The following is a 22431-nucleotide window of genomic DNA, read 5'->3' on the forward strand; positions in this document are numbered from 1 at the left end:
GCTGTTTAGTTCGAGCAGTAGGGTCATGGACGTTACCGGAGAAGTGGGTACTTCAGCTATCAACGAGCAGCAGGTCCATGAATTCCTCTCCAGCCTCTTCGCCGAGGACGTCCACGCCAAGCGGGTGCTGTCACTGTCGCTGGCGACGCTGGGGGTCATCCACGCCGCGAGTTTGTCGGTGTACGCCATCGGGCAGGCCGTGGCGGTGGCGCGAGGCACCAAGGGCAAGCACGGGGTGAAGCAGGTAGACAGGTTGCTGTCCAATGCGGGCTTGAACGTGTGGCACCTGTTCAGTCTGTGGGTGCCGTACATGCTGGCCCAGCGCACCGAGGCCGTCATCGCCTTGGACTGGACGGACTTCGACGATGATGACCACACCACCCTGGTGGCTTCGCTGCTGACGAAGCACGGCCGCCCTACGCCCCTGGTGTGGCTGACAGTGCACAAGTCCACCCTCAAGGGCCAGCGCAACGACGTGGAGGACACCGTCCTGCTACGCCTGCGCGAACTGATTCCGGGCGAGGTGAAGGTGACGGTACTTGCCGACCGGGGCTTCGCTGACCAGGCACTGTATGCGCTGCTGGCGCAGTTGGGCTTCTCGTACGTGGTGCGCTTCCGCAAATCCATCACGGTGACGAACACAGACGGGGAGCGCAAACCCGCGGGGGAGTGGGTGCCGAAGTCGGGCCACCTGCGCACGCTCAAAGGAGCGCGAGTCACGGCGGACGAGACAGAAGTGGCTGCCGTGGTGTGCCTGAAGAAGAAGGGCATGAAGGATGCTTGGTGTCTGGCCACCAACCTGGTGGATGCCTCCGGTGCCGAGGTCGTCGCGCTCTACCGCCGCCGTTTCACCATCGAAGAGGGTTTCAGGGATGTGAAGGACTTGCGCTTCGGTATGGGCCTGTCTTCGGTGCGCATCGCCGAGACGGACAGGCGAGACAGGCTGCTGCTGGTCAGTGCCCTGGCGTGCGCGCTGCTGACGCTGCTGGGGGCCGCGGGCGAGAGTCTCGGCATGGAGCGCTACCTCAAGGCCAACACCTCCAAGAAGCGCACCTACTCCCTCTTCCGTCAGGGATGTATGTACTACAAGGCCCTGCCCATGATGCGAGAAGCCGAGTTGCGTCCGCTCATGGAGCGCTTCGCCCAACTCGTCCGTGAGCAGCTCGTTTTCCGCGAAGCTTTCGGTCTCATCTAAAATGAGGGGATGGCTCAGTAAAGACCCTGCGCCACGCTACACGGGCAACCTGAACGCTTCCCACAAATGGAGTCTGCCCGGTGTGGACCCCTGTCCTGTCTGTGATTTGCAGCCAGAGGGAGGGACATCGGCTCAATACCCGTGCGTGGACCTGTCGGGTCTGCCGCCCGAGGACCAGGAGAAGCTCCTGGACTCCTGGCCTGTTCCGCGCGAGGAGTTCATCCGGCGGCGCGAACTCGTGCGCCCATTCGCGCCTCCCTACGCCGTACTGGAATCGGGAGCCGCGTTCGGTCCTCTCCATGGAACGGGTCTGGGCTACTTCGGTCAGCTCTTCATGCAGAACCCCTGGTCTCTCTGCATGCGCCGCGAGGCCCTGGAGCGCTTGCAGAGCACGGGCGTGCGTGGCCTGACCGGTTGCCCCACCCAGGTGAGGTTCCGCACCAAACACGCTCCCGAGTTGAGGGACATCCAGCTCGAAAGCCATGGGCGATTCCACCCAGATTGCCTGCCGCCCCCGAATCCTTCGTGCCCCACCTGTGGTGTCGTCATGGGCTACAGCGTCCCGGACCCGTATTGCCTCGACGCAGCCTCACTGCCACAGCACGTGGACATCTTCCGGCTGGCCGATGCCTCGACGCTCATCATCGCCAACGAGCGTCTGGTGGACGCGGTGCGCCACCTGGAACTGGACGGGGTTGTCTTCAAGGAGCTGGAGGTCCGCTGAGCCATCACTTTGTCGCTGAGCAGGTAGAACATCGACGCGGCGTCTTGTTGCGTGGGCGTGGTCATCGCCGCTCCCTCCCTGGCCACCCTATGCGCCACTCATAGGATTCCGTAGATTCGAACGCTTCAAGGCAAGAGCCCACATCCCGAGGTGCTATGTGATGCGTTGTTCACTGGTGCTGCTCTGCGTGGCCCTGATGGGGTGTGGCGGCGCTGCTCCAAGCGTCCGTCATGCCCCGGATACGCAGAGGCGCTGCTCCTATGTCCCGTCCCGTGACGAGACGGCCGGAGCTTGGAAGGAGGAGGTATCCTCCGCTCGCGCGGGTGTGCACGTGGTGCTTGTCGCGGCGGCGGGGGCTTCGCCCGTGGCTCCCCCTGCCTCAAGTCCGGCCCCTGTCCTGAAAGGGCTATCGGGTGAGGGGCTGGGGAACGGCATTCCCCGGGGCGTGCTCAGGTTGGTGCTTGAAGGAGGCGCGGGCGCGGAGGCAGGGGCTGGTGGTGCCGCAGGGGAGACGGTGGTAGTGGGGGGAGCGTTCGTCGCGGCCGTGGGCAGTGGGTTGCTGGTCTGCTTGACGGCTCGTGCGGCCGTGGATGGGGAGAAGACCCCCATCGAGATCGCGGACGAGTATTACGGCACACACTTCGGAGACGTGAAGGGGTGGGTTCAAGGTCAATACCGGGACGTGGCGCCTCCGCCTGGCGCAGCACCCAGGTCGAAACCCGACGAGAGCACCGGCAAGAGGCTGGGGCGCATCTATGTCACCTACATGAAGCTCAACCAGATGACCCACCGCTACTACGCCGGGCGGACCAGCATGGTCGTCGACCTTGATGAGCCTCTCCGAGTTCAAGCTGCATTGGCGGTTCTCCTTCGAGATAGGAATCACCACTTGGACGAGAATGCTGAACCAAAGGGCGCCGTGTTCGACTTGGCGCAGACTGATCGATTCGACGTCGGCAACGCCGTTGACTATAGCCAGAGATATGACGATGTCGCTTATTGGCGGATTCGCGGGAGAGAACAGCAGTTGATTGATTTCCTTGGTGGAGCCCGCTCTGACACTGGAGAGCCTTATCGCACCGAGAATGCCGTACGTGGTGTGGCGAAAGAAAATCCACAAGGCAGAGGGTTCCACGCCGCCGCGACGGAGTTGTGGGGCCAACTTCACCCTTACACGGGATACTAGGGATGCCGCGAATCTACAAACCGGGCTCGTTCTTGAGAATCCCCCTTACCGACGGTTCTTTCGGTTACGGCAGAGTGCTCAAACTGCCGCATGATGCCTATTACGATTACAGGACCGATACTCCAGATTCAGATCTGGATCGGATTGCCTCGAAGCCTATCCTTTTCAAGATCATGGTCCGCCATATGGAGGAGCGGGCGTGGGAGCTCATCGGGTGGAGAGAGCTGGAGGAGCAGTTTTCTCAACCGATTGTCCAGTTCATGCAGGACATTGGGAACTTCCGCGACTGCACAATCTTCGACACCGTTGGCAATGAGAGAAGCGCGGAGCCCCAGGAGTGTATCGGGCTTGAGCGCTCGGTTGTCTGGGAAGAGGTGGGAGTCGAGCAACGCCTGCTCGACTCCTTCATGGGGCGGCCTAATGCGGCAGTGGAGCGTTTGAAGGTGCGCCTGAAATAGGCACGCTCATAGGATGCGTGCACCGGACCATGTGGAACACCGATTCCGGGGCAAGTGGAACACTGATTCCGGAGCATGTGGAACGCCCATTCCGGCCATGTGGAACACCGATTCCGGGGCAAGTGGAACGCACTCTGGAAGTAGGTGGCAGGATGGGAAACCCAGTGGAGCGTTGACGGTGCTGGACGAGCCGCCGCCTCTGACCTCCCCTCAAGGAGGTGTTGATGGCGGCAGAGAGGCTGTCCATGCGCAAGCTGAGAGAGTTGTTGAGGCAGAGGTTGGAGCTGAAGCTGTCGGTGCGGGAGATTGCCCGGAGCCTGGGAATCGGCGTGGGCACGGTCAACCGCTACCTGTACCGGGCGCAGGCGGCGAAGCTGACGAGCTGGCCGCTGCCGCCGGAACTGGACAACGACACCGCCCTCACGGCGCTGCTGTTCGCGGATGAGGGCAAGGTGGTGGCGAGCCGGCCCGAGCCGGACTGGGCGCATGTGCACGCGGAACTCAGGCGCAAGGGCGTCACCAAGTTACTGTTGTGGCAGGAGTACCGGGAGGAGCACCCGGAGGGCTACCAGTACAGCCAGTTCTGCGAGCGCTACGCGCGATGGGCCAAGAGCGTGAGCGTCACCATGCGCCAGGAGCACCGGGCCGGGGAAAAGTGCTTCATGGACTTCAGCGGCGATGGGCTGCAAGTCCACGACGCGGTGAGCGGCGAGGTGCGGGTGGCGAAGCTGTACGTGGCGGTGCTGGGGGCGAGCAACTACACGTACGTGGAGCCCGTCTTCAGCGAGGACGTGGGCACGTGGGTGGGGTGCAACCAGAGGGCGTTCGCGTACTTCGGAGGGGTGCCGGAGATGGCGGTGCCCGACAACCTGAAGGCGGCAGTGACGCGAGCCAACCGGTACGAGCCGGACATCAACCCCAGCTACGCGGACATGGCGCGGCACTACGGCTTCGCGGTGGTGCCGGCGAGGCCGCGCAAGCCGCGGGACAAGGCGAAGGCGGAGAACGGGGTGCTGCTGGCCGAGAGGTGGATTCTGGCGGCGCTGCGCAACCGGCGCTTCGCCTCGCTGGGTGAGGTGCGCGAGGCGGTGGCGGAGCTGCTGGAGAAGTTGAACACGAGGCCCATGCGTAAGCTGGGCAAGAGCCGCCGGCAACTCTTCGAGGAGGTGGAGAGGGCGGCCCTCAAACCGCTGCCGGACAAGCCCTACGAGCTGGCGCACTGGAAGAAGGCGCGCGTCAACGTGGACTACCACGTGGAGCTGGAGGGGCACTGCTACAGCGTGCCGTACGGGCTGGTGGGGCAGCAGGTGGAGGTGCGCTACACGCCCTCGTGCGTGGAGGTGTTGCTGGGCGGCCGGCGCGTGGCCAGCCACGTGCGCAGCCAGCAGCGCGGAGGCTTCACCACGCTGGCCGAACACATGCCCAAGAGTCACCGCGCACATGCGGAGTGGACGCCGAGCCGGATTCTCTCGTGGGCCTCCACGCTGGGCCCCAGCACGGCGGCGCTGGTGGAGGAGCTGATGAAGCGCCGGCCCACCCCGAGCAGGGCTTCCGCTCGGCCCTGGGCGTCATCCGTCTGGCTGAGCGCCACGGGCCACAACGCGTGGAGAAGGCGTGCGCCAGGGCCGTGCGCCACCGCGCCTACAGTTACAAGTCCGTGGCCGCCATCCTCCAGCACCACCTCGAGGAGATGGAGTCGGCACCCGAGGACAAAGGCCCGCTGCCCGCGCACGAGAACGTGCGCGGCGCCGACTACTACCACTGACACTTCCCGCGCCCGGCCACGGTGCGCGGACAGAGCTCCGCGGTGCCAGCCTTCGCGGCCCGGTGCCTCGGAGTACGCCTGCGCGCGCCCTTCGGGCGCGCTCCGGCGCGGCAACACCCAACAACCCCAACGAGGAGAAGAGACGATGCTGGTGGAACAGACGCTGGAGAAGCTCAACGCGATGAAGTTGTACGGCATGGCCCACTACCTACGCACCTGGACGGAGCGGACAGCCGACAAGGAGGTGGGCCCGACGGACCTGGTGGGCCTGCTGGTGGATGCCGAGTGGGTGCACCGGGAGAACAAGAAGCTCACCTCGCGCCTGCGCACCGCGCGGCTGCGCCAGACGGCGTGCCTGGAGGACATCGACTACGGCCTGGCGCGGGGGCTGACCAAGGCCCAGGTGCTGGAGCTGTCCACCTCACGCTGGGTGGCGCAGGCGCAGAACGTGCTGGTGACGGGCCCCACCGGCGTGGGCAAGAGCTTCCTGGCGTGCGCGCTGGGACAGAGGGCGTGCCGCGACGGTTACGGCGTGGTGTACCGCCGCGCCTCGCGTCTCTTCGACGAGCTGGCGCAGGCTCGTGCCGACGGCACCTACCCGCACCTGCTGCGCAGGCTCGCCAAGGCCCAGGTGCTGATTCTCGACGACTTCGGCCTGGAGCCCCTGGGCGCCAGCGAGCGCAAGGAACTGCTGGAAGTGTTGGAGGACAGGTATGGCTCCGGTGCCACCGTGGTGACCTCCCAGCTTGATACGAAGGACTGGCACGCGGTGATTGGCGACGCCACCGTGGCCGATGCCATCCTCGACCGGCTGGTGCACAACGCCCATCGCCTCAAGCTCACCGGCGACTCGGTGCGCGACCCGGAAAGGAATTTGACCCGGTCCAAGAAGGGGGCGAAGTGAACCCCGGCCAGCGTCGCTGACGCTCCGACTGTTCCACATGGCCGGAACGGGTGTTCCACTTCGCCCGGAATGGGTGTTCCACTTCGCCGGAATACGCATAGGAGCGGACGCGGCTCAAATGTTCTGCGTGGAAGCGGCGGGAATCGAACCCGCCGCTTCGTATGTCTTTGGTACTACGCGCGGTTGAGGATGGACTCGACCGCGGCCTGCGCGATGGGGTGGTAGCGCTCGGCGTAACGATTGAACAGGCTGCGCGCGAGTGCCTTGCCCTCGAGGGTGGCCGCCAGCGCTCCGTAGAGCGGCTTGAGGTACTTCATGCGACCCACCTCGCCGAGGAAGGCCTCGGTGCGGCCCAGCGCCGGCTCCCAGCCCGCTCGCAGCGCCGCCGCCAGCCACGACACCAGCACCTCCGAGTTGTGGCTCTTCGTCAGGTGGAAGCGCTCGTCCAACTGCCGGAATACGTCTCGCGGCGTCCCCTTCCGCAGCCCCTCGATGTAGAGCTGCCACTCGGCCGGGGTCCAATCCTTCACGTCCTCGGCCGTGGGCACCTTGTCCTTCATCCGCCCGATCTGCTCCAGCCGATTCGAACGCGGCACGGGCGAGCCCTGGGGAATGCCTGGCTTGTTCAGGTACGCCTCCGCGTCCACCTTCGCCAACACTCCCGGCAGGTGCTTCTCCACGAAGGTAGTGAACTGCTCCGTGGTGAGCGCCTGGAAGCGGTGCGACTCGATGTAGCGCTTCAGGAAGTCATCGAAGGCGGGCCGGCCCACTGCGTCCTCGATGGCTCGCAGGAAGAGGAAGCCCTTCTCATACGGAACCTGGGAGAAGGCCTCGTCCGGATCCACCCCCGACAGGTGCGTGCGCAGTGCGGTGAGCTTCGGATGATCCTTGAAGTGCTGGACCGCGTCCTCCAGCGCGCGCCGGCCCAGCGCGGCGTGCAGCGCGGCCACGTCCGACCCGTAGAGCACCTCGAGGATGCGCCGCTCGGCGAAGACGGTGAAGCCCTCGTTCAGCCAGAAGTGCTCGGCCGACGCGTTCGTCACCAGGTTGCCCGTCCACGAGTGCGCCAGCTCGTGCGCCACCACGCTCACCAGGCTCTTGTCCCCGGCCAGCAGCGTGGGCGTGAGGAAGGTGAGCCGCGGGTTTTCCATGCCCCCGTAGGGGAACGACGGCGGCATCGTTAGCAGATCGAACCGCTCCCAGTCGTATGCGCCGAAGAGCGCCTCCGCCGCGCGCAGCATGGCGTCCACGTCCTCGAACTCCTCGGCGGCGGACTCGAGCACCTCCGGCTCGGCCCACACCCGCGAGCGAGGGCCCAGCTCCTTGGCCGCCAGCCGGCCCACCGCGAAGGCGAGCAGGTAGGGCGGAATCGGCTGGGGCATCTCGTAGCGCTCCACCGCCTCCACGCCCTGCTCCTCGCGGCCCGTGAAGCCCGCGGCCATCACCGCCTTGAGCTCCTTGGGCACGGTGAGCTCGGCCCGGTACCGGATGCGGATTCGCGGCGTGTCCTGGAGCGGCACCACGGAGCGTGCGTGGATGGCCTGGCACTGGCTGAAGAGGTACGGGAACTGGCCGCCCGCCGTCTGGGCCGGCGTCAGCCACTGCAGGGCGCTCGCCTGGGGCGATGTCCGGTAGCGGATGGTGAGCTGCTTCGTCCCCGGGCGCAGCTCCACCCGCAGGCGGCTGCCGAGGATGGGCTCGGGCGGGGACACCAGGAAGGGCAGGGGCTTGCCCTCGGCGTCTACTACCGAGCGGATCTCCAGATCCCTCGTGTCGAGATCCAGAGGACCGGCGGAGGTCTCCTTGAGCGAGAGTGTCGCCTCGGCATGCAGTCGGCGCGTGCGGAAGTCCACACGGGCCTTCCAGGTGAGATTCTCGGTCTCGGGTTGGGTGTCGTCGTTGTACGAGTGCGGATCGAGTCGGGCCATGGCGGGAACGCACCTTACCCTTCACGGGTTGACATGCGGGCTTCAAGAGCCGGTTGACTTTTGAATCAACCGGCGCAATGTCTCCTGCCATCCTTTTTCTGAACGGGAGCCTCTTTCGATGACGACGCGGATCCGCAAAGTGGCAGTGCTGGGCGCGGGCGTGATGGGCAGCGGTATCGCCGCGCACCTCGCCAACTCGGGCGTGCGTGCGCTCCTCCTGGACATCGTGCCGCCCAAGGCAGGGCCCGGTGAGGACACGGCCTCCAAGTCCTTCCGGAACAAGTTTGCCCTCGGCGCGCTGGCCAACATGCGCAAGCAGAAGCCCAGCCCCATTGTGTCCGAGCAGGTGTTCACCGCCATCGAGGTCGGTAACTTCGAGGATGACCTGGGCCGGCTGGCCGAGTGTGACTGGGTCATCGAGGTGGTGAAGGAGGACATGGCCGTCAAGCAGGCCCTGTTCGCCAGGGTGGAGCAGCATGCGCGCAAGGACGCGATCGTCAGCTCCAACACCTCGGGCCTGTCCATCAAGGGCATGCTGGAGGGCCGCGGCGCCGAGTTCCGCAAGCGCTTCCTCGTCACGCACTTCTTCAACCCCGTCCGCTACATGAAGCTCCTGGAGCTGGTGGCGGGCCCGGAGACGGACGCCGAGGTGGTGAAGAGCATCCACCGCTTTGGCGAGGAGGTGCTCGGCAAGGGCATCGTCTACGGCAAGGACACCACCAACTTCATCGCCAACCGCGTCGGCACGTACGGGATGATGCGGACCATCTCGGAGATGCAGAAGGCGGAGCTGACCATCGAGGAGGTGGACAAGATCTTCGGCCCCGCGATGGGTCGCCCCAAGTCCGCCGTGTTCCGCACCGCGGACATCGTGGGCCTGGACACCTTCTCCCACGTGGCGAAGAACTGCTACGACACGCTCACCCAGGACGAGGAGCGTGAGGTCTTCGCCGCCCCCGAGTTCCTCCAGAAGATGGTGGCCAAGGGGATGCTGGGCGACAAGAGCGGCGGCGGCTTCTACAAGAAGGACAAGAGCAGCGGCGGCAAGGACATCCTCGCGCTCGACCTGAAGACGCTGGAGTACCGGCCGCAGGCCAAGGTGCGCTACGAGTCGCTGGGCGCCGCCAAGGACGTGGAGAACGTGCGCGAGCGCGTGGCCACGGTGCTCAACGGCCAGGACAAGGCCGCGAAGTTCGCCGAGCGGATTACCCTCGACGTGCTCGCCTACGCCAGCCGCCGGATTCCGGAGATCGCCGATGACGTGGTCAACATCGACCGCGGCATGCGCTGGGGCTTCGCGTGGGACCTGGGGCCCTTCGAGACCTGGGACGCCTACGGCGTGAAGAAGGGCGTGGAGCGGATGAAGGAACTGGGCCTCAAGCCCGCCGCCTGGGTGGAGCAGATGCTCGCCGCGGGCCGCACGTCCTTCTACGGCGTGGAGAACGGCAAGGACACCTACTGGGACATCCCCACGAAGTCCGTGAAGGTGGTGCCGGAGAACGCCCGCACCGCGCGCGTGGAGTACCTCAAGCGCGGCAACAAGAAGATCACCGGCAACGACAGCGCCACGCTCTGGGACATGGGCGATGGGGTGACGCTGCTCGAGTTCCACACGAAGATGAACTCCATCGACGATGGAATCATCTCGATGATGAACACGGCCCTGGACGAGACGGAGAAGAACTTCCGCGGCCTGGTCATCGGCAACGATGGGGCGAACTTCTCGGCGGGCGCCAACATCATGGCCATGCTGTGGGCGGCGAAGAACGGTGAGTTCGACACCCTGCGCCAGATGGCGGGGGCGCTCCAGGCGGCCAACCAGCGCATGCGCTACAGCCCGGTGCCGGTGGTGACGGCGCCCTTCAACCTGACGCTCGGCGGCGGCGCCGAGGTGACGATGGGCGGCAACGCCATCCAGGCCTCGAGCGAGCTGTACATGGGCCTCGTCGAGGTGGGCGTGGGCCTCATCCCCGGCGGCGGCGGCACCATGATGCTGCTGCGCAACGTGTACGGCTCGTACTCGGCGGACAAGGACTTCGACGCGTTCCCCTTCATCAAGAAGGTGTTCCTGTCGATCGGCACGGCGAAGGTGGCCACCAGCGCCGAGGAGGCGCGGGAGATGGGCTTCCTGTCACAGGCGGACGGCATCAGCGCCAACCGCGACTTCCTGCTGTCGGACGCGAAGGAGCGGGTGCTGGGCATGGCCAACGCGGGCTTCCGCGCGCCTCGGCCCACGCGCTTCCGCCTGCCCGGACCCAGCGGCTACGCCACCATCGACATGATGCTCTACGACATGGAGCTCAACGGCCAGGTCTCCGCGCATGACCGGAAGATCGCCCAGAAGCTGGCGCGGGTGCTCACCGGTGGCGACACCAGCCCGTCCGTGCTCCTCACCGAGGAGCGGCTGCTGGAGCTGGAGCTGGAGGCGTTCCTCAGCCTGTGCGGCGAGGAGAAGACGCAGGACCGGCTGATGTTCATGCTCGAGAAGGGCAAGCCGCTGCGCAACTGAGGCGGCGCCGTTACGGTTCGTTCCAAAGTCATCCAGTGATTCGAGATTTTGAAGCCCGGGGGTCGCTCCCCGGGCGAGGAGACAGACAGATGCCCGGTCGAGTCGTGATTGCCAGCGCGGTGCGCACCCCGTTCACCCGCGCGCACAAGGGAGAGTTCAAGGACACCCGGCCCGACACGCTCGCGGCCCTCGCCATCAAGGAGGCCGTCGCGCGCGTCCCCGGCCTCAAGCCCGAGGAGGTGGAGGATGTGATTCTCGGCTGCGCCATGCCTGAGGCGGAGCAGGGGATGAACGTCGCTCGCAACGCCGCCCTGCTCGCGGGGCTGCCGGACACCGTGCCGGGGATGACCATCAACCGCTTCTGCTCGTCGGGCACGCAGTCCATTGCCCAGGCGGCGCAGGCCATCCTGTCGGGGATGAGCCAGGTCATCGTGGCGGGTGGCACCGAGTCCATGACCATGGTCCCCATGGGTGGCAACAAGGTGAGCGCCAACCCGGAGATCATGGAGAAGTTCCCGGAGGTCTACACCTCCATGGGCGCCACCGCGGAGAACATCGCCTCGCGCTACAGCGTGTCGCGCGAGGACGCGGACAAGTTCGCCTATGAGAGCCAGCGCCGGGCGGCCACCGCGCGCGAGCAGGGCAAGTTCAAGGATGAGATCTTCCCGGTGACGACCACCGTCTATGACGAGGACGGCAAGGCGCAGCAGGTGACGGTCTCGGTGGACACCATCCTGCGTCCGGACACCACGCTGGAGGGTCTGGCCAAGCTCCGGCCGGCCTTCAACCAGAAGGGTGTGGTGACGGCCGGTAACGCGTCGCCGCTGACGGACGGCGCCGCGGCGGCGGTGGTGATGAGCGAGGAGAAGGCGCAGCAGCTCGGCGTGAAGCCGCTCGGCTACTTCCTGGACTACCAGGTGGCCGGCGTGCCTCCGGACATCATGGGCGTGGGCCCGGTGCCGGCGGTGAAGAAGCTGCTGGCGAAGAACAACCTCAAGGTCGAGGACATCGACGTCTTCGAGCTGAACGAGGCCTTCGCCGCGCAGGCGCTGCACTGCATCCGGCAGCTGGGCATCCCGCTGGACAAGGTGAACCCGAACGGCGGCGCCATCGCCCTGGGTCACCCGCTGGGCGTGTCCGGTACGCGTCTGGTGGCCACCATCCTGCGCGAGCTGAAGCGTCGCAACGGCCGTTACGGCGTGGTGACGATGTGCATCGGCGGTGGCATGGGCGCCGCGGCGCTCATCGAGCTGGCGAAGTAGTAAGCCCCTCGGGGTGTTGTCCTCACGCGGCCCTTCCTGGCACTCCAGGAGGGGCCGTCGTGTTTCTGGCTCCGGATCGCTCGCGAGAATTGCGCGAGGCACGTACGCTACCCGCCCGCCCGAGCCATGAACCTCTCCGCTCCCTTCCGCCTCCTGTCCGCGCTGCTCCTCTTGTCCCTTCCGGGGGTGAGCGGTGCGCAGTCCACCCAGACGAAGCCCGCCCCGACGAAGCCGCGCGCTCGTGCGCTGGGCATCACCTTCGGTGGCCAGTCCGGTCCGCTCAACGCCATCACGGATGTGCCTGGCGTGGTGGTGGGTCACACGACGCTCATCTCCGGAGAAGGCAAGCTCACGGAGGGGAAGGGGCCTGTGCGCACGGGCGTCACCGCGGTGCTGCCGCGCGGGCGTGAGCGCGTCGCCGAGCCCGTCTTCGCGGCCACCTACGCCCTCAATGGCAATGGCGAGATGACTGGCACGACCTGGTTGAACGAGTCGGGCCTGCTCTCCGGGCCCGTCATGCTGACCAACACCAACAGTGTGGGCGTGGTGCGTGACGCGGTGGTGGCGTGGGGGGCGAAGCGGAAGCTCGCGTGGGAGCTCAGCCTGCCTGTGGTGGCGGAGACCTACGACGGTCTCCTCAACGACATCAACGGCTTCCACGTCAAGCAGGAGCACGCCTGGCGCGCGCTCGATGAGGCGCGAGGCGGTCCTGTCCCCGAGGGCAATGTGGGCGGCGGAACGGGGATGATCTGCCACGGCTTCAAGGGCGGCATCGGTACGGCCTCGCGCACGCTGCCCGAGGCGCAGGGCGGCTACACCCTGGGCGTATTGGTACAGTGTAACTACGGCAGCCGCAGGCTCTTCTCGGTGGAGGGCGTTCCAGTGGGTGAGGAGATCCGTGATCTTCAAGCCTGTTACACGGGGAGTGAGGCTCCCTCGTCGCCGTTCATGCAGGGCATGCGCGCGTGTTCCCAGTCCGCCAGTCTCACCACGTCCACCATCCCCGAGGGCATGGGCTCCATCATCGTGGTGGTAGCCACCGATGCGCCGCTGCTCCCGCACCAACTGGCTCGCATCGCACGCCGCGTCCCACTCGCCATCGGAAAGATGGGGGGCCTGGGCGAGGACTCCTCGGGTGACATCTTCCTTGCCTTCTCCACCCAGCCCGCCAGCCCGCCCGCGGACAGCCCCGTGGCTCGGGTCTCCTCGCTGGACAACGGGCACCTCAACCCCCTTTTCGAGGCGACGGTGCAGGCCACCCAGGAGGCCATCCTCAACGCCATGCTTGCCGCCGATACCCAGACAGGCGCGGATGGCGTCCGCGTCTTCGCCCTGCCTCACGAGCGGCTCCTCCGGGCCCTTCGCAAGTACGGCCGGCAGTGAATGCGAGCCATGGGGCGCCTGGCTCCGGCCCGGTTGCGGTAGGCGGCTCAACACTGCTGTAGTCCGGGCCACTCATGAAGAAGCCTCTTGTCTCCCCCGGAACCCCCCAGGGGCTGAGTCGCCGCACGTTGCTCGGCGGCGCGGCAGCCGCCAGCACGCTCGTTTCCCTGAAGGTCCATGCCGAATCCTCCCCCGGCCATGCGAGCCGCGCGCCCACCTCCGCGCCGCGCGGCAAGCCCTTCGAGCTTGAGGAGGCCACCGTCTCCGAGCTCCAGGCCGCCATGACGTCGGGGAAGTTCACCGCCCACGGTCTCGCCGAGCGCTACCTCGCGCGCATCCAGGAGCTGGATCAGACCGGGGACTCCGCGCTCCACTCGGTCATCGAGCTCAACCCGGACGCCCTCGCCCTTGCCGCGGCACTCGATGAGGAGCGCAAGGCGAAGGGGCCTCGCGGTCCGCTGCACGGCATCCCTGTTCTCATCAAGGACAACATCGCGACCGCGGACAAGATGCAGACCACCGCTGGGTCACTCGCTCTCGTCGGCGCCGTGCCCTCGCGCGATTCCTTCGTGGTGGAGCGTCTGCGGGCCGCGGGCGCGGTCATCCTCGGAAAGACGAACCTCAGCGAGTGGGCCAACTTCCGCTCGACGCACTCCTCCAGTGGCTGGAGCGGGCGGGGCGGTCAGTGCCGCAATCCCTATGCTTTGGATCGGACGCCGTCTGGCTCGAGCTCGGGCTCCGGTGCGGCCACCGCTGCCAACTTCTGCGCGGTGTCCGTCGGCACCGAGACCGATGGCTCTATCGTCTCGCCCTCCGCGGCGTGCTCCCTTGTTGGGCTCAAGCCCACTGTTGGGCTCGTGAGCCGCTCGGGCATCATTCCCCTCTCGCACAGCCAGGACTCGGCCGGTCCCATGACGCGCACGGTGGCGGATGCCGCCGCGCTCCTTGGTGTTCTGGCGGGGGTTGATTCGGGTGATGCGATCACCGCCACCAGCAAGGGTCACGCCCAGCCGGACTACACGCGCTTCCTCGATCCCAACGGGTTGAAGGGTGCTCGCATCGGTGTGCCTCGTGAGCGGTTCTTCGGCTACCACCCGGCCACGGATGCGCTCATCGAGCGGGCGCTTGAGCTCATGAAGGCGCAGGGGGCCATCATCGTTGATGAGGCGAACATCCCCATGGCCGCGAAGCTGGACGAGCCGGAGATGGAGGTGCTGCTCTACGAATTCAAGGCGGACATCGAGGCCTACCTCGCCGGACTCGGGACGCGGACGCGCCTGAAGACGCTCGCGGACCTCATCCGCTTCAACGAGGAGAACCGCAGCACCGAGCTCCCCTGGTTTGGTCAGGAGCTCTTCCACCAGTCGGTGGAGAAGGGGCCGCTCACGGACAAGAAGTATCGCAAGGCACTCGAGGCCTGCCGGAAGCTGTCGCGGGAGCAGGGGATTGATGCCGTGATGGCGAAGCACAAGCTCGACGCGCTCGTCGCCCCAACGCAGGCACCTCCAGGGCTCATTGATCTGGTGAACGGAGATCACTGGCTGGGGAGCAGCTCCACGCCTGCGGCTGTCGCGGGCTACCCCAGCATCACCGTCCCGGCTGGGTATGTGGCTGGCCTGCCGGTGGGGCTGTCCTTCATCGGGCGCGCGTGGAGTGAGCCGACGCTCCTTCGTCTCGCCTTCGCCTACGAGCAGGCGTCCAAGCTTCGTCGCCCTCCAGGCTTCGCTCCGACGGCGGATCTTCGTCAGGCCCACACGTAATCAGCGACGGCCGTTTCAGTGCCCGTGAGGGCACGTCGACGGCTCCAGGCCCATGAAACTGTTGCTCGTCAGTCCGCAGCCCGGGTGCTCCGTGAGCCGACTCCTCACGGAGTGGGGTCATGAGGTGCGCCATGCCGTGGAAGTCGGGCAGGTGGGGAGCCTGCTGCATGGGGTGGAGGGGGTGCTGGTGGTCGTCGCCAGCCTCGAGATGGCCGCGGATGTCGCCGCGCTGAGTACCCAGGAGATACGGCCCCGGCCCTTCCTCCTGGCACTCGTCTCGGGGTCGACGGAGCAGGTCCCCATGGATGCGCTGCTGGCCGCGGCAGTGGATGACTTCGTGATGATGCCTGTCGAGCCGGTACAACTCCGGTTGCGGCTCGAGTGGCTTTCACGGCGCAGGCGGGCCGGGATGCAGACCCTCCTGGAGGGGTCTGCCTCTGCGGGCGCGGTCGAGCGGCTGTCGGCCATCATCCAGACGCAGAGCGACATCGTGAGTGCGGGGCTCGAGCTCGACAAGGTGATGTGGCTCATCGCGGAGCGGGCCCGGCAATTGTGCGGCGCGGCCGGCTCGGCGGTGGCGCTGGCCGATGGCGATGAGCTGGTCTACCGCGCGACCACCGGACAACACAGCCGCCATCTCGGGTTCCGGCTGAAGCTCGCCCACAGCATCACGGGGATGAGCATCCTGCGCGGTGAGGTGCTCCACACCCGTGACACCGAGAATGATCCGCGGGTGAATGTGTCGGCCACGCGCACCACGGGCATCGGCTCGATGATCGTCGTCCCGGTGCAGAGGGCTGGCACCACCGTGGGGGCGATCAACATCACCTACGAGCAGCCCAACGCCTACGACGATCTGGATGTGCGGACGCTCGAGCTGATGGGCCGCCTGCTTGGCGCGGCGATGAACAACGCCGCCGAGTTTGAATCCAAGCGGACCGTGGTGTCCGAGCTCGCAGCGGCGCTCGAAGCTCTCCAGAAGAACCAGCACCTGTTCCACTCGTTCATGAGCCAGTGCCCGGTGCTGGCCCTCGTGAAGGACGCCGAGGGGCGGCGGGTCTGGATAAACGAGCCCTACGCCCGCTTCTTCCATCGGAACGTGGAGTCCATGTTGGGCCTCACGGACGCGGATCTGCTGCCTCCCGCAGCGGCCGAGCGCATGCGGCAGGAGGATCTGGCCACGCTGGCCTCCGGAAAGCCCCGGAATTGCGTGCAGATGATTCCCTCGCCGGATGGAACGAGCCATTACTGGCTCAGCCACAAGTTCGTCCTGAGCGACGCGGCGGGTCGCCCGTTGCTCGGTGCGATGGCGATCGACATCACCGCGCGCATCGTCGCCGAGGAGGCCTTGCGCCGCTCCGAGGAGAGCTTCCGCGCCCTCATCGAGGGGCTGCCCGAGGCCATCTTCGTGCACCGAGAGGACCGCCTGCTGTACGTCAATCCGGCGGGGCTTGCCTTCCTTGATCATCGTTCGACGGAGGGGCTCGCCGGCATGTCGTTGCTCGAGCTCATCCATCCGGAGGACCACCGCGCTGCCGCCAGCGTGCTCGAGAGCCCGGCCGCGGGCGCCCGGACCAGCATGCGCGAGGTTCGCTTCCTGCGCGCGTGTGGCCAGGTGAGGACTGCGGAGCTCAGCGCGATGCAGCTGCTCTTCGGCGGGGAATCGGCCACGGTGGTGAGCGCGCGGGACATCACCGAGCGCAAGCAGATGCAGGCGCGCTTGCTGCTCGCCGACCGGCTGTCGAGCGTGGGCACGCTGGCCGCCGGCGTGGCGCATGAGATCAACAACCCGCTGGCCTTCGTCCTCTCCAACCTCAGCTTCCTCGAGGAGGAGTGTCAGCTGCTCGCCAAGGATGTTCCGAGGGAGCGGTTGCGCGAGATGGAGGATGTGCTGCGCGAGACCCGCCAGGGCGCCGAGCGGGTACGGCACATCGTGCGCGATCTGCGGACCCTCTCCCGTGACGAGGGTGATCATCTCTCCGATGTGGACGTGTGCGGCGTCATCGAGTCGAGCCTGGGCCTGGTGCGCAACGAGCTGCGCCACCGGGCCCGTGTGGTGAAGGACCTCGAGCCGGTGCCGAGAGTGCGGGCGAGCGAAGGCCGGTTGGGGCAGGTCCTGCTCAACCTGCTCATCAACGCGCTCCATTCGCTCCCCTCTGGGCAGCCCAATCAGAACGAGGTGCGCGTGCGGGCGCGCGCCCTCGCCGGGCAGGTCATCATCGAAGTGCGAGACACCGGGTGTGGCATTGCCCCCGAGGTGCGCGATCGGATCTTCGATCCCTTCTTCACCACCAAGCCGGTGGGGATGGGGACGGGACTGGGCCTCTCCATCTGCCATGGCATCGTGACGAGCCTGGGCGGTGAGATCTCCGTGGAGAGCGAGTTGGGGCGGGGCTCCACCTTCCGCATCTCCCTGCCCGCCGTCGTCCAACCAGCGCGGACGGCCTGAGCCTCTGGGTCTCGGCCGCGCTGACTCTGGCGTCCGGTGCTCTGGGATGGGGCTGTCTCGTGTCGCGGATGCCGTGCGCCTCGCGAGAGACCTTCCGTGCCCATAAACGTTTGAAATGACGGAGCGCCTCCCTGGCCCGTGGCTTGCCCCGTGCTCGCAGCCACAGCGGCAAGGAGAGACGAACATGACCAGCGTAGGCAGGAGCCGGAACGACGACATCCTCGTGCTTGGGATGAACCCGCACACCCAGGCCGAGGCCGAGGCACTGCAGAAGTCCAACCCCAAGGCCCGGGTGACCACCCTCCAGGACACGCCTCGGGATGATCAGGTGAGAGCCCTCGGCTCGGATGGGGCGATGCGGGTGCATGACCTGCGGACGGATGCCGGCATCCAAACCTTCGTGGCGACCCTGGGGCTGCCGCTCACGCAAGGGCGACAGGTGTCAGTGGCCATTGCCAGCGCTGGGGCGGATGCGCGCGACGAGCTGGCGCAACTGGCGCAGGTGTGGGCCCGAGCGGAGAAGGGAGGCGTCATTCCTTCGCGCCTCGTGCTCTCCGGGCACAGCGGAGGGATGAGCCTGTGGGGCGAAGAGGGGGGGTTCAAGAACGGGGTGCTTTCTCGGCAGAGCCTCGCTCTTCTCGCGGCGGCCATGCCGAAGGCGGCGGCCCGGGTTGAGGACCTGTGCATCGCTGCCTGCTACAACGGTGGTGAGACGACCCTGGATGGATGGCGCGCGATCTTTCCCAACGTCGAGACGATGTGGGCCTACGACGGGAGCGCTCCCGGCACCTTCTCCGGGGCAACGGTCCACCTCGCCCGGTGGGAGAAGGCGACGCGCGGCGAGGTGGATGCGCTCCGGCCAGACGCGGCCCGGGGACTGCGCAAGGGAGAGAACCTGGCGGTCTGGTCTCGCCGGGATGGCTACCAGACGGCCTCAGTGAGTGGGAGCACCGCTGACCTGCGTGCCCGTTACGTCGCCGGTCACGCGGCCTTCGAGCGCTACTTCCAGGGAGACGCGCAGGTGCGCGATACCCAGCGCGGCCCGCTGCGGGAACACTACAACACGCTGCAGGCCTTGCTGGGACGACCCGAGGTCCCCGCCTCAGAGCGGATCCGGCTCGAGCAGGCGCGCGACCAGACCCTCCGGGTTCTCTTCTACGAGAATGTCGCTCATCACTTCCAGGAGACGCACCGAGCCGGTATCCAGCGAGGCTTCGCGGCGCTGGGCTTGCGTGCTCCTGATTTCTCGCGCGTTAGCCGCGGGGAGTCTTTGGTGCTCATTCAATCGTTCGAAGCCGAGCTCGCTCGCCGCCATCCACGCCCCGTGGAAGCCCAGCGGCTGCTGCCTCTGCTGACCGAGGGGCTGCGCGACCTCCAGCGCTCACACATCCCGGACAACTGGCTATGAGGGCGCTCTCCTTGCGTGGGTCTGCCGTGGGACTGCTGGTGTGGATGGCCCCACCTCCGGCCGTGGATGCAGGTGTGCCCGCCGTCGAGACGGCTGTCGCGCGCTGTCACGCGGACTTGGATCGCGTCGTCCGCGAGTCGGGGCGCTTCAAGAGGGCTCCCCAACGGAGCCGGGCGTTGCTCTCCGGGCTCTCCACGGCCTGTGTTGGGGTGCTTCCCTCCGAGCTTCGCGTGGGAGCGGCGGAGGCCGCGTCGCTGAAGGGAGTCAAACGCTCTCGGCGTCTCATTGACGCGGCTAGGGCCTTCCTTCCAGAGGCGTGTCTGGGCGCACCGGGCACGAAGGCGGAGACGGTGGAGTCACGCTGTCCTCCGCCAGGTGATACCCACTTCGCACGTCCCTTGCCCCGTACGCTCGACACGGGAAGCTACGTGTACGCGCTTGCCCTGAGGTCGCAGCTCCACGCGCGAGGTGCCTACGGGGAAGCGGCCGGCTTCTGGGTTGCCGAGTTCCTCCTCCGCAGTGCGTTAGAGGGCGAGGCAGGGTAGGGCTAGTCCAACCCACTCTCGGAGGACGAGGGTGACTGCTCCGGATCCTCCACGGGGACTCCGGCCATCTTCAGCACGCGCAGCGCGTTCGTGGTGTCTACGACTCCAGCGCGCAGCTTGTAGTCGAACACCATCTTCCCGTTCTCCAGGTGGTCGCGGAAGTGCATGTTCACCACCTTCCCGCTGTGCTCCTCCGCGAGGCTCGCCAGCGACAGGTCGTGCGTCGTCACCCCGCCGCACGCCCCTGTCTTCAGCAGCAGGCGCAGCACCTCGCGTGAGGCGATCTGTCGCTCTCGTGTGTTCGTCCCGAGGAGGATCTCATCCAGCAGGAACAGGGCATGGCCCTTCGCCGCCACCGCCGCGTCCAGCACGGCCTTGATGCGCTGCACCTCCGCGTAGAAGTACGACACGCCCCGCTCCAGCGAGTCTTTCACTCGCATGCTCGTCAGCACCTGCAGCGGTGTCAGCGAGAAGGCCTGCGCGCACACCGGGGCTCCCGCCAGCGCCAGAACTGAGTTCAGCCCCAGCGCTCGCAGCAGCGTCGTCTTGCCCGACATGTTGGAGCCCGTGAGCAGCAGGGCACACCCGGGCCCCGGCAGCTCCACGTCGTTCAGCACCGGCTCGTCCAGCAGCGGGTGACCGATTCCCGTGGCCTTCACCTTCGGCCCATTCTCCTCCAGCGTGGGCCAGGTGAAGCCCGGCCGGTCGTACGCGAGCCCCGCCAGGCACGAGAGCGCCTCCAGCTCCGCCAGCGCGTCGAACCAGCCTCGTACCTGTGCTCCGTGCCGCTCCCTCCACCGCTCCAACGCGAACAGCGCGTGGATGTCCCACAGGGTGAAGAGGTGCACGATGGGGTGGAACTGGTGCCGCTTGAACTCCACGAAGGAGTAGAGCCGACTGAAGTTCTTCAGGTGAGTCGATACCGGGGACTCCCCCTCGCGCTGCAGGCCCGACTGCACCCGCCGCAGCTCCGGATGCTCGAAGCGCTCCCGCTCCACTCGCTCGAAGACGGGCGCGTAGCGCACGAAACCGCGCTCGCCCGCGCTCATCCGCTCCTCCATCGCCCGCAGCGGGTTGCGCGTCGACACCGCCACCGCGAGCTGCGCCAGCAGACCGCCGTACCACAGCGCCCGGGGCAGCACGTCGAAGCGTCCCAGCACGAAGAGCGTCAGCGTCACCAGCGGAAGCACCACTGCCAGCGGCCTCGCCCACCGGATGGTCGTGAGCGAAGGTCCGCTCTCCGCCCACTGGATGAAGAGCCCGGGGTCCGCCTTCTCCTTGGCCACCGTGCGCGCCTCCACGCACACGTCCTGGCGGAAGTCCAACCGCGGCACCAGCTCGCGCGCCGCGCCCTGCCTGGCCCGTACCTCTTCCGCCTGGGCCGGCCAGGACAGCCACGCTGCGAGCCGCTCCTCTCCCGCCCGGGTCGCCGTTTCGTTCATGAGCTGGAAGACGCTGCCCTGCCCGAAGACATCCAGGTCCGTCGCATACAGGTGGGAGCCTGTGAGGAAGCGCTCTCCGCGCTCAGTGAAGTCGTGCCAGCCCCGCGTCAGCCGCGCCAGCCCGCGCTCGTTGAGCTGCACATACAGCCGCTGCCGCTCCTCGCGCAGGAACACCTGGTGGTGCAGCACCGCCAGGACCGCGTACACGACCAGCGCCGCCCCGGCCGCCCACCACCACGTTCTTGGCAGCCGGCTGAACAGGACAAGCCCCGTCACCGCGGCGCCGGCGATGAACACCAGGGCGCGCAGGTTGGCGTAACGGGCACTGACCGCATCCAGCCGCTTCAGCTCCGCCTGGGCGGCGGTGCGTCGCTCGGTGTACGTGCGGTTCGGAGAGGAGGACTCAGGAGGCGGAGTAATCACGGGCGCGCGCATGCTGGGTCGCCCGGGCGGGCAGGGCAAGCCCGGAGACGCTCGCGGTGCCCGAAAATGACGAACCCCGGCGCCAAACCCGTAGGAGGGGGGGCGGCCGGGGTCTCGTGTCGTGCCCGTCAACCGGGACACGAGGAGGCTGCTCGTCGAGGGATCTCCTCAGGGAGGGGACCCATCATCCACTGCGGGTCACTTCTCCTTGGAAGCGAGCTTGCGCAGCGCCTTCTGGTCGCGGATGCAGAGGATGCGGCCCACGTTGCCCAGCACGCCGTCGCGCTTCATCTCGTTGATGAGCGTGGACACGAACGAGCGGGAGGCGCCCACCAGGTCCGCCAGATCCTGCTGGGTGATGCCGCGCAGGTCGGTCTCGCCACCGTGCGGGCAGCGCTCGCCGTGGGCCTCGGCCAGCGTCAGAAGGGTGTCCGCCAGACGGGCGGGGACTTCCTTGAAGGTCAGGCCCAGCACGCGCTTGCGCAGGGCACGCACGCGCTCGGCGTAGGCGCGAACCACGTCCACCGCCAGGGCCGGACGGGCCTCGAGCTGCGCGCGGAAGTCGCGGCCCTCGATGCTCCACACCTCGGCCTCACCGGAGGCGATGGCCATCTCCTCCACCGGGGTGCCCTCGGGGCGGAAGAGCTCACCGAACAGGTCGCCCGGGCGGAGGATGCTCACCACCGAGCGCGAGCTGTTCTTGCCCAGCCGCATCAGGCGCACGCGGCCGCTCTTGAGCAGGTACACGCGGTCCGTCGTGTCGCCGGGGCGGTAGATGACGGAGTTGTGCGGGAAGGACTCGACCTTGAAGTAGCCCTTGAAGTCGATGGCCTCCTGACCGGGGATCAGCTTGTTCGCCGTGACCAGCATTCCGGAGCTGGTGGTCTGGATGGGGGCAACGACGTTGGAGCCGATGGGACCGAGGGGGCGATTGAAACCGTGCATGGCGGGCACTCCTGCAGGCGGTTGAAAGTTGGGTTGCTGTGCTGCGGACGGAACAGTCCCTTTCCAAGCTTTGTGCCAACCCGAACTCTTTTTCAAAGACAGGAAAAACCCTGCAATGACGGCTACTTGGCGCTACAGCCCTCGT

General features: G+C 67.0%; 14 protein-coding genes and 2 pseudogenes. 13 read left to right on the forward strand and 3 right to left on the reverse strand.

What is annotated here, in order from left to right; translation table 11 throughout:
- The first annotated feature begins 43 nt into the window (after positions 1-43).
- The 6 genes and pseudogenes from F0U60_RS18980 to istB form a co-directional block, all read left to right on the forward strand.
- The gene (locus tag F0U60_RS18980) at positions 44-1195 is read left to right on the forward strand and encodes an IS4 family transposase (RefSeq protein WP_395825148.1); all 1152 of its coding nucleotides are present in this window, start codon (positions 44-46) and stop codon (positions 1193-1195) included.
- A gap of 1 nt (position 1196) precedes the next feature.
- Positions 1197-1919 (forward strand): double-CXXCG motif protein, encoded by a 723-nt coding sequence (locus tag F0U60_RS18985; RefSeq protein ID WP_395821937.1) that lies wholly within the window; start codon positions 1197-1199, stop codon positions 1917-1919.
- A gap of 331 nt (positions 1920-2250) precedes the next feature.
- Positions 2251-3105 (forward strand): hypothetical protein, encoded by an 855-nt coding sequence (locus F0U60_RS18990; RefSeq protein WP_395821940.1) that lies wholly within the window; start codon positions 2251-2253, stop codon positions 3103-3105.
- A gap of 2 nt (positions 3106-3107) precedes the next feature.
- Entirely contained in the window at positions 3108-3563 is a 456-nt protein-coding gene (locus F0U60_RS18995; protein ID WP_395821943.1) for an immunity 26/phosphotriesterase HocA family protein, read from the forward strand.
- A 245-nt stretch (positions 3564-3808) separates the two neighbouring features.
- Positions 3809-5328: pseudogene (gene istA / locus F0U60_RS19000) on the forward strand (IS21 family transposase).
- 181 nt (positions 5329-5509) lie between these two features.
- A pseudogene (istB, locus tag F0U60_RS19005) lies at positions 5510-6232 on the forward strand (IS21-like element helper ATPase IstB); the annotation flags it as partial.
- A 173-nt stretch (positions 6233-6405) separates the two neighbouring features.
- On the opposite strand, the gene F0U60_RS19010 reads toward istB, so the two are convergent.
- The gene (locus tag F0U60_RS19010) at positions 6406-8160 is read right to left on the reverse strand and encodes a M1 family metallopeptidase (RefSeq protein ID WP_395821945.1); all 1755 of its coding nucleotides are present in this window, start codon (positions 8158-8160) and stop codon (positions 6406-6408) included.
- A gap of 118 nt (positions 8161-8278) precedes the next feature.
- Between F0U60_RS19010 and F0U60_RS19015 the strand changes: the two genes are divergently transcribed.
- From F0U60_RS19015 to F0U60_RS19045, 7 genes are all read left to right on the forward strand, one after another.
- A complete protein-coding gene (locus F0U60_RS19015) occupies positions 8279-10669 on the forward strand; it encodes a 3-hydroxyacyl-CoA dehydrogenase/enoyl-CoA hydratase family protein (RefSeq protein ID WP_395821947.1) in 2391 nt (796 codons plus the stop codon).
- Positions 10670-10758: 89 nt separating this feature from the next.
- Positions 10759-11931: a thiolase family protein gene (locus F0U60_RS19020; protein WP_395821950.1), complete on the forward strand. Its 1173-nt coding sequence runs from the start codon at positions 10759-10761 to the stop codon at positions 11929-11931.
- Between the two features lie 126 nt (positions 11932-12057).
- Positions 12058-13314 carry a P1 family peptidase gene (locus F0U60_RS19025; protein WP_395821953.1) on the forward strand — a complete coding sequence of 419 codons (1257 nt, stop codon included), beginning with the start codon at positions 12058-12060 and terminating at the stop codon, positions 13312-13314.
- A gap of 74 nt (positions 13315-13388) precedes the next feature.
- A complete protein-coding gene (locus F0U60_RS19030; RefSeq protein WP_395821956.1) occupies positions 13389-15074 on the forward strand; it encodes an amidase in 1686 nt (561 codons plus the stop codon).
- Positions 15075-15165: 91 nt separating this feature from the next.
- Complete coding sequence (locus tag F0U60_RS19035) at positions 15166-17523, forward strand: ATP-binding protein (RefSeq protein WP_395821957.1); 2358 nt, start codon at positions 15166-15168, stop codon at positions 17521-17523.
- Positions 17524-17707: 184 nt separating this feature from the next.
- Positions 17708-18931 (forward strand): hypothetical protein, encoded by a 1224-nt coding sequence (locus F0U60_RS19040; RefSeq protein ID WP_395821960.1) that lies wholly within the window; start codon positions 17708-17710, stop codon positions 18929-18931.
- Positions 18932-18942: 11 nt separating this feature from the next.
- The gene (locus F0U60_RS19045; RefSeq protein ID WP_395821963.1) at positions 18943-19476 is read left to right on the forward strand and encodes a hypothetical protein; all 534 of its coding nucleotides are present in this window, start codon (positions 18943-18945) and stop codon (positions 19474-19476) included.
- A gap of 2 nt (positions 19477-19478) precedes the next feature.
- On the opposite strand, the gene F0U60_RS19050 is transcribed toward F0U60_RS19045, so the two are convergent.
- Both F0U60_RS19050 and mrpC read right to left on the reverse strand, forming a co-directional pair.
- Positions 19479-21353, reverse strand: coding sequence for a DNA mismatch repair protein MutS (locus F0U60_RS19050; RefSeq protein ID WP_395821966.1), 1875 nt, complete (start codon positions 21351-21353; stop codon positions 19479-19481).
- A 186-nt stretch (positions 21354-21539) separates the two neighbouring features.
- Entirely contained in the window at positions 21540-22286 is a 747-nt protein-coding gene (mrpC, locus tag F0U60_RS19055; protein ID WP_203403370.1) for a Crp/Fnr family transcriptional regulator MrpC, read from the reverse strand.
- Between the last annotated feature and the right edge of the window lie 145 nt (positions 22287-22431).

The sequence above is a fragment of the Archangium minus genome (assembly GCF_044360475.1).
Taxonomy (GTDB): Bacteria; Myxococcota; Myxococcia; order Myxococcales; family Myxococcaceae; genus Archangium; species Archangium minus.

Bases quoted from the DNA above. Each gene is read 5' to 3' on its own strand.
- F0U60_RS18985 (WP_395821937.1), top strand. From the start codon at position 1,197: ATGAGGGGATGGCTCAGTAAAGACCCTGCGCCACGCTACACGGGCAAC.
- F0U60_RS18995 (WP_395821943.1), top strand. From the start codon at position 3,108: ATGCCGCGAATCTACAAACCGGGCTCGTTCTTGAGAATCCCCCTTACC.
- F0U60_RS19010 (WP_395821945.1), bottom strand. From the start codon at position 8,160: ATGGCCCGACTCGATCCGCACTCGTACAACGACGACACCCAACCCGAG.
- F0U60_RS19015 (WP_395821947.1), top strand. From the start codon at position 8,279: ATGACGACGCGGATCCGCAAAGTGGCAGTGCTGGGCGCGGGCGTGATG.
- F0U60_RS19020 (WP_395821950.1), top strand. From the start codon at position 10,759: ATGCCCGGTCGAGTCGTGATTGCCAGCGCGGTGCGCACCCCGTTCACC.
- F0U60_RS19025 (WP_395821953.1), top strand. From the start codon at position 12,058: ATGAACCTCTCCGCTCCCTTCCGCCTCCTGTCCGCGCTGCTCCTCTTG.
- F0U60_RS19030 (WP_395821956.1), top strand. From the start codon at position 13,389: ATGAAGAAGCCTCTTGTCTCCCCCGGAACCCCCCAGGGGCTGAGTCGC.
- F0U60_RS19040 (WP_395821960.1), top strand. From the start codon at position 17,708: ATGACCAGCGTAGGCAGGAGCCGGAACGACGACATCCTCGTGCTTGGG.
- F0U60_RS19050 (WP_395821966.1), bottom strand. From the start codon at position 21,353: ATGCGCGCGCCCGTGATTACTCCGCCTCCTGAGTCCTCCTCTCCGAAC.
- mrpC (WP_203403370.1), bottom strand. From the start codon at position 22,286: ATGCACGGTTTCAATCGCCCCCTCGGTCCCATCGGCTCCAACGTCGTT.